The organism is Scandinavium sp. (genome assembly GCF_051650185.1).
Lineage (GTDB): Bacteria > Pseudomonadota > Gammaproteobacteria > Enterobacterales > Enterobacteriaceae > Scandinavium.
In genome coordinates this window covers 1-7817 of the sequence record NZ_JBOFIN010000050.1, presented here as the reverse complement: position 1 = coordinate 7817, position 7817 = coordinate 1, and the positions used below count along the sequence as shown (strand labels likewise).

At 56.8% G+C, this 7817-nt stretch carries 7 protein-coding genes and 1 pseudogene; 1 reads left to right on the top strand and 7 read right to left on the bottom strand.

Annotated features, from left to right (window positions below; genetic code table 11):
- Positions 1–271: 271 nt before the first annotated feature.
- The 5 genes from amtB to ACRCWW_RS06080 all read right to left on the bottom strand — a co-directional run bounded on the left by amtB (position 272) and on the right by ACRCWW_RS06080 (position 6203).
- Positions 272–1555, bottom strand: coding sequence for an ammonium transporter AmtB (amtB, locus tag ACRCWW_RS06100; protein ID WP_438681609.1), 1284 nt, complete (start codon positions 1553–1555; stop codon positions 272–274).
- Between the two features lie 33 nt (positions 1556–1588).
- The gene (gene glnK / locus ACRCWW_RS06095) at positions 1589–1927 is read right to left on the bottom strand and encodes a P-II family nitrogen regulator (RefSeq protein WP_002891893.1); all 339 of its coding nucleotides are present in this window, start codon (positions 1925–1927) and stop codon (positions 1589–1591) included.
- 255 nt (positions 1928–2182) lie between these two features.
- Positions 2183–3961, bottom strand: coding sequence for a SmdB family multidrug efflux ABC transporter permease/ATP-binding protein (locus ACRCWW_RS06090; protein ID WP_438681608.1), 1779 nt, complete (start codon positions 3959–3961; stop codon positions 2183–2185).
- Complete coding sequence (locus ACRCWW_RS06085) at positions 3954–5726, bottom strand: SmdA family multidrug ABC transporter permease/ATP-binding protein (protein ID WP_438681607.1); 1773 nt, start codon at positions 5724–5726, stop codon at positions 3954–3956. The genes ACRCWW_RS06090 and ACRCWW_RS06085 overlap by 8 nt, the downstream gene beginning before the upstream one ends.
- A 6-nt stretch (positions 5727–5732) precedes the next feature.
- Positions 5733–6203, bottom strand: coding sequence for an Lrp/AsnC family transcriptional regulator (locus ACRCWW_RS06080; RefSeq protein ID WP_438681606.1), 471 nt, complete (start codon positions 6201–6203; stop codon positions 5733–5735).
- Positions 6204–6318: 115 nt separating this feature from the next.
- Between ACRCWW_RS06080 and ACRCWW_RS06075 the strand changes: the two genes are divergently transcribed.
- Complete coding sequence (locus ACRCWW_RS06075; RefSeq protein ID WP_438681605.1) at positions 6319–7371, top strand: PLP-dependent cysteine synthase family protein; 1053 nt, start codon at positions 6319–6321, stop codon at positions 7369–7371.
- 16 nt (positions 7372–7387) lie between these two features.
- Here ACRCWW_RS06075 and ACRCWW_RS06070 read toward each other — a convergent pair whose 3' ends face one another.
- On the bottom strand, positions 7388–7708 hold the full coding sequence (locus ACRCWW_RS06070; RefSeq protein ID WP_438681604.1) for a hypothetical protein: 321 nt from the start codon (positions 7706–7708) through the stop codon (positions 7388–7390).
- Positions 7692–7817, bottom strand: a pseudogene (locus tag ACRCWW_RS06065) (IS110 family transposase); the annotation flags it as partial. The gene ACRCWW_RS06070 and the pseudogene ACRCWW_RS06065, both read right to left, overlap by 17 nt.

The window sequence follows — 7817 nt, the reverse complement described above, 5'->3', positions numbered from 1 at the left end:
CGGGTTCGGCCCAGGTTTGGGTATCGTCGAGCCAGGAAGAAAGCATAAAAAAGCCCCATCAGAAAATTGATGAGGCTATTGTCGTCTACCCGCCGGATCGTTCAACCGATCATTCTGCTTAACCGATCGGTGTTATCCAAATCGGAGGCTTTTGTCGCTAAGGAGATAACGTAGAGGTTGAGCCGTCTGGTGCCCTCACCCCGGCCCTCTCCCACAGGGAGAGGGAGAAAACACTAAAGGCCTTCTCGTGAGAGAAGGCCTTGCTGTTTACCTAGGCGTTATAAGCATTCTCGCCGTGACTGTTGACGTCCAGACCTTCGCGCTCCTGCTCTTCAGGAACACGCAGCCCCACGGTCAGATCAGCCAGTTTATAGCCGATAAACGCCACCACAGCGGACCAGACGATAGTGATGGCGACACTTTCCAGCTGCACCAGAACCTGGTGACCCATGGTGACGCCTTCGGCATAACCCACGCCGCCCAGTGACGTCGCGGCAAAGATACCGGTCAGGATACAACCCACAATCCCACATACGCCGTGAACACCGAACACATCGCAAGGGTCATCTACACGCAGCCAGCGTTTCAGCGCAGTCACACCCCACAGGCCAGCCAGACCCGCCGCGATGCCGACAATCAGCGAACCGCCCACACCGATATAGCCACAGGCTGGAGTGACCGCAACCAGACCGGCGATTGCGCCAGAACAGGCCCCCAGCAGAGAAGGTTTACCGCGAACGGCCCACTCACCGAAGACCCAGGCCAGAATCGCTGCCGCGGTTGCCACGACGGTATTCACGAACGCCAGCGCCGCAATTTCGTTGGCTGAGCTTGCAGACCCTGCGTTGAAACCAAACCAGCCGACATACAGGATAGCGGTACCGGTGAAGACCATTGGCAGGTTATGCGGCTTGAAGGCTTCTTTGCCAAAGCCCGCGCGTTTGCCAATCAGGTATGCACCAACCAGCCCTGCCACTGCGGCGTTGATATGCACGACGGTACCGCCCGCAAAATCCAGCGCGCCGTGCGTTGCCAGCAGACCGCCGCCCCAGACCATGTGCGCGATGGGCACATAGGAGAAGGTCATCCACACCGCCACGAAAATCAGCACCGCAGAGAAGCGGATACGCTCAGCCAGAGAACCGACAATCAGGCCTACGGTGATACAGGCAAACGAGCCCTGGAACGCAACGTGGATGTACTGATAGAAGGTGCCCATCAGCGCTTTGAGCTCAATGCCTTTCAGCATCACCCAGTCGAAGCTGCCAAAGAAGCTCCCGCCGGTCCCAAACGCCAGGGTATAGCCGTAGACCACCCACAGAACGCAAACCAGTGCAAAAGACACCGTGACCTGAGTCAGCATGGAGAGCACGTTTTTACCGCGGATCAGGCCGCCGTAAAACAGCGCAATCCCAGGGATACTCATAAACAGCACCAGCGCGGTGCTGATCATCATAAAAGCGTTATCCGCTTTATCAGCAACGGCGGGAGCCGCCATCGCCAGACCCGGCAGCAGAGCCAGTACACCAAGGGCAAATTTCAGTACTTTATTCATTTTCTCGATCCCTATCACTGTGTGGTCTGAGAATTACAGTGCCGCTTCGTCGGCTTCGCCGGTACGAATACGAATCACGCGCTGCAGCTCGGCGACGAAGATTTTGCCGTCGCCAATTTTGCCGGTGTAGGCCGCTTTGCTGATCACATCGATAACCTCATCAAGCTGGTCATCGGCAATAGCAACATCGATTTTCACCTTCGGCAGGAAGTTGACGCTATATTCGGCACCGCGGTACAGCTCGGCATGGCCCTTCTGACGACCGAAGCCTTTCACTTCGGTAACGGTCAGCCCCTGAATACCAATGGAAGACAGCGCTTCACGCACGTCTTCGAGTTTGAATGGTTTGATTACCACGGTAACCAGCTTCATAGATCCCCTCCAGTCAGAATTCGGTAATGGCTGCGGCTAACACGTATGAGGTAAAGCAAGCGGCGTGCCAGAAATCAAAAATGGGATATTCGCTGAAGCGTCGGGGCAATTTAAGCGGGTGAATGAGTCGGAAAGCGGATGGGCGAGCACTGCGGGCACAAGATCAGAAACAAAAACGCACCAGCATAGTGCACGGTGCGTTTCACTTTTGCACCAGCTCGCGCTGGTGTTATCAGATTGCCTGATATTGGTGCATCAGGCGATAAGCGTCTCTTCTTCGATGCTGGCCGCCAGCTCTTCCCCGGCCAGCTGCAGCTGGTACATCTGCCAGTAGCGGCCTTTAGCTTCAAGCAGTTGCTGGTGAGTACCGCGTTCAACCGCCTGCCCGCGATGCAGCACCATGATGGTATCCGCTTCCACAATGGTCGAAAGACGATGTGCGATCACCACCAGCGTTGTGCGTTCACGCACCGCCGCCAGCGCCTGCTGAATGGCTTGTTCCGTGCCGGAATCGATATTAGCCGTAGCTTCGTCGAGGATTAGGATTTGTGGCGTATCCACCAGCACACGAGCCAGCGCCAGCAGCTGTTTCTGCCCTACGGAGAGGGTGTTGCCCTGCTCGCCCAGACGGGTATAAATGCCGTCAGTTAAGCCACGAGCCAGTTCCGCCAGCTGTACGGTTTCCAGCGCTTGCCACACCTGCGCTTCGCTGATGTCTCGCCCCAGCGTCACGTTGGCAAAGAAGGTATCAGCCAGCACGACCGGGTCCTGCTGGACCATCGCCACCCCCTGACGGAGCACGCTATGGCTGAGCGAGGAAAGCGGACGACCATCAAGACGGATTTCCCCTTTGCTGAGCGGGTAGTAGCCCATCAACAAACTGGCCAGCGTACTTTTCCCACTGCCGGTATGCCCAACCAGCGCCACAAAGTTGCGCGAAGGCACGTTCAGGTTGATGTCCTGGAGCACCAGCCGATCGCCGCGATAGGCGAAAGAGACGTTATCAACGTCAATCGAACCGCTGCGCAGCGGCTGCTGATCGTCGCCATAATTCTGGCGCGGCTTGTCCATCAGCTCGAAGACACGTTCACCCGCCACCACAGCCTGTTGCAGCATTGACTGTTGCGTAGTGAGTTCAATCAACGGCTCGTTGAGACGGCCGAGATAACTGATAAACGCATAAAGCACGCCCACTTCAATCGTGCCTTTGGTCGTCAGGCCAAACAGCATCAGCAGGCCACAGAGGATCAGCGAGGAAAACAGGCTCAGCAGCGGGCGCAGCAGAAAACCGTCCAGCCGCAGCGTCTGCATGCGGGCAATATAGTGCGAACGGCTCGCCTCCCCCATGCGCTCACCAAAACGAGCCTGCTGGCGGAACTGCTGAATAACGCTCATGCCGTTAATGACTTCGTTAAAGCCGTCGTTGATATCCGCCAGATAGGCACGAACGCGGCGCACAATCGGCGTGCTGTAACGCTGATAGATAACCATCACCACAATCACCGCCGGGAAGATAGCAATCGCCACCAGCGCCATACGCCAGTCGAGGCTGAACATCGCCACCAGCATCGCGCTGATAAGCGCCGCACTGCGCAATACTGTGGAAACGACGGTGACGTAGAGATCGCGGATAACTTCGGTGTCGTTGGTCACGCGCGAGATCAACTGCCCGACAGGCTGCACATCAAACTCGCTCAACGGCTGGCGCAGCGCGGCGTCCATCACATCAGTACGCAGTTGCTGAACCACGCCCACCGCCGCCCGGTTAAACAGCAGCGATTGAACATAGTGCAGCGAAGCCGCCAGCAGTTGCAGGCCGACATAGGCCGCCGCAAGCCCCGCCACAATGCCCAGCGGCAGATAGCTTTTCGCCACCATGTTATCGATGAAGTAGCTTATCAGCAGCGGGCCGGTGACTTCTGCTGCCGCCGCTATCCACATAATCACCATGCCGATGCCGAGCGGTTTACGCCACGGTGAGCCATACGCCAGCAGGCGTTTCAGGGTTGGCCACAGCTGTCCAAAACTACGCATTGGCGGCCTCCTCTTGCTCGTCCGGGGCATCGTTGAGTGCCGCCTCAAGCTGCTGATAACGGTACATGTCGCGATACCAGCCTGACTGGATCGCCAGTTGTTCATGCTCGCCACGCTGGGCGATATGTCCATGCTGCATGACGATGATTTCGCTCGCTTCGGTCAGCGCTGACAGACGGTGTGCGCTGATAATGACCGTGCGTCCCTCGCCCCACTGACGCAGGTTATGCAGGATCTGATGCTCTGTGCGCCCGTCAACCGCCGAGAGCGCGTCGTCGAGGATCAGGATCTCCGCATCCAGCAGCAACGCACGCGCGATGGAAATACGCTGTTTCTGCCCGCCGGAAAGCATCACGCCGCGCTCGCCAACCTCGGTGTCGTAGCCTTGCGGCAGGCGGAGAATATCTTCATGCACGCTGGCAAGCCGCGCCACATGTTCAATTTCCTCCTGCGTTGCCCCAGGTTTACCCAGAGCAATGTTGCTGCCCACCGTGTCGGAGAACAGGAACGGCGTCTGATTGACGACCGCCAGGCGGCTGCGCCAGCTGTCCAGTTGCAGCGCGGTCAAGGGGAGATCCTGGAAGCGAATATCGCCCTGCTTCACGTCGAAGTGGCGCTGAATCAAGGAAAGTATCGTCGTTTTACCCGCGCCCGTGGGGCCACAGATGCCCAGCATCTGGCCTGGCGACAAGCTGAAACTGACGTTACTCAGCGTGGTTTTATCGGTTTGCGGATACTGGAATTCATGAATATCCACAGCCAGCGTGCCGCGCTCCGGTTTCAGCGTTTCTGTGCCGTCCGTCACCACTGGCGCTTCTGCCAGCATGTCGCGGATTCGGCTGTACGCCGCGCTACCGCGTTCAACAATATTGAACATCCACGCCAGTGCCAGCATCGGCCAAATCATCAGCCCCAGATACATCATAAAGCTGGTGAGCTGGCCCAACGTCAGGCTGCCATGCACCACCATCCAGCTGCCGCCCGCAATAGCCAGCAGGTTTGCCATGCCGATGGCGATGTAAATAGTCGGGTCAAAGCGAGCATCTACGCGCGCCACGCGCATGTTTTTCGCCCCGGTATCGGCCGCTTCTGCCGCAAACTGCGCCGATTGCCGGTCTTCCAGACCGAAGGCTTTGATCATGCGGATGCTGGTCAGGCTTTCCTGAGTTCTGTCGTTAAGGCCGGAAAACGCCGCCTGCGCCAGTTTAAAACGGTTGTGCAACGTGTCGCCGTTGCGTTTAATCACGATCGCCATGATGGGCATCGGGACCAGCGCCAGCAGCGTCAGCTCCCAGCTGATTTGCGTGGACATCACGATCAGTACCGCGAGGCCCATCACCAGCGAATCCACCAGCGTCAGCACGCCTTCCCCGGCGGCAAAGACCACGCGGTCAACGTCGTTGGTGGCTCGGGCGATGAGATCCCCGGTGCGGTGACGCAAATAAAACTCCGGATGCTGACGGCTGAGCTGGCGGTAATAGTCTTCACGCAGTTCAACCGCCAGTTGATAGGACGCACCAAACAGCAGCACGCGCCAGACATAGCGCAGCAGATAAACCACCACCGCAATCAGCGCCAGTGTCGCTACCCACATCATCACTCGCATAGCGGTGTAATGCTGTTGTGTCACGCCATCCACCACATAGCCCACCACTCGCGGCGGGATCAGTTGCAGGATGGCAATAATGATAAGCAGCAGGACCGCACCGAGATAGCGACGCCATTCCCGACGGAAGTACCAACTGAGTTGAGCAAATAATCGCACGCAGAATTACCCAGAGAATGAATCGACCGGCAGCGCGGTGGTGTATTTGATCTGTTCCATCGCAAAACTCGATGTCACATCCGATAACCCCGGCACGCTGTTCACCAGCCGTTTGTAAAAATCGTCGTAGCGTTTCATGTCCGCTACCTGTACTCGCAGCAGGTAGTCGTATTCGCCCGCCATGCGCCAGAAGCCAAGCACTTCGGGCATTTGTGTGACGTGGGAGACAAACCGGCTATACCAGTCGCTGCTGTGATGCTGTGTTTTGATGAGCACAAAAGCCGTTAGCCCAAGCCCCAGTTTTTCTGCATCCAGCAGCGCCACTCGAGCGCGCAAAATGCCTTCGTCTTCGAGGCGTTTCAGGCGTTTCCAGCAGGGTGTGGTGGTCAGATTAACGGCATCTGCTAACGCCTGCAAAGAGAGGGTGCAGTCCTCCTGCAGCAAGGCAAGCAACTTACGGTCAATTCTATCTATCATCACCCCACCTCGTAGAAATTTTTTCTCCCGTAAGTGTATTTCAAAGGCCAAATAGCAACAATTTTTTCCGTGCTTTCCGCTATTCTGGGCACAAAATGACAAACGGATAACCACGATGAACAGCACCTGGGTCAAACACGCCATCAGTGAAATTAACGCCGACTATCAGCGTTCTGCCGATACGCACCTGATTCGTCTGGCGCTGCCCGCTTTCCCGGGCATTCAGCTCTATCTGAAAGATGAAAGTACCCACCCGACCGGCAGCCTGAAGCACCGCCTGGCGCGTTCGCTGTTTTTATACGGGCTTTGTAACGGCTGGATCAAAGAAGGCACCACGATCATTGAAGCCTCTTCCGGTTCAACGGCAGTCTCTGAAGCTTATTTTGCACGCCTGCTCGGCCTGCCGTTTATCGCGGTGATGCCATCCTGTACGGCGAAGCGCAAGATTGAACAGATTGAATTTTACGGCGGGCGTTGCCACTTCGTGCAAAGCGCCTGCGAGATTTACGAAGCCTCTGAAATGCTGGCTCGCGAACTGAACGGTCATTATATGGATCAGTTCACCTACGCAGAACGTGCAACGGACTGGCGCGGAAACAACAATATCGCCGACAGCATTTTCCGCCAGATGCAGCATGAACCTAACCCTGTTCCGGCACATATCGTGATGAGCGCGGGCACGGGCGGCACCTCTGCCACCATCGGTCGCTACATTCGCTGTCAGGGTTATGACACGCAGCTGACCGTCGTTGACCCGCAGAACTCGGTATTTATGGATTACTGGCAGCAACGCGATGCGTCTCTGCGCAGCCCGATTGGCAGCAAAATTGAAGGGATTGGTCGTCCGCGTGTCGAACCGTCATTCATTCCTGATGTCGTGGATAACATGCTGCGCGTGCCAGATGCCGCAAGCGTGGCGACGGCACACTGGCTGGAAAGTCAGCTGGGCCGCAAAGTAGGTGCCTCAACCGGCACCAATATGTGGGGCGCGCTGCAACTGGCGGCGCAAATGCGTAATGACGGCCAGAGCGGGTCTATCGTTACTCTGCTGTGTGACAGCGGCGAACGCTATCTGGACACCTACTACAACTCGGAATGGGTCGCGGCGAATATCGGTGATATTCAACCGGCGCAGGCAACGCTCAGCAACCTCATTGCCTGCCGTTAACCGCCATACGGCGTACTCACGTCGGTGAGTGCGCCCGCTTCTCCTGGGCAATGAGCAGCAGGCAGGAGAGATCGTCCCCGGCATTGATCATATCGATAGCGCGGTTCATGCGGGTATCGAGCGTTGCCGAGTGCATGGTTTTCTCAGACAAACTTGCCAGCGTCTTTAACACCACGGCTTCATTCACTTCCCCCTGCAACGAATGTGCGCTCAGCATGTGCTTCAGGTAGAAATACTCCAGCACCAGGCGGTAGAACTGACGCATCACTGTTGAAACATCCGTGCCCGGGAAATGGCTGGTGTAAATTTTATAGATACTGTTATGCCACGCAAGCATTTTCCATATGCTGAGTGGCATCGAAAGGGCGTCCTGATTTCAGGACGCCATACGCCACCTGCGCCAGCTTCCGCATCATCGCCCCGATTATTAGCTTCCCATTTTTCCC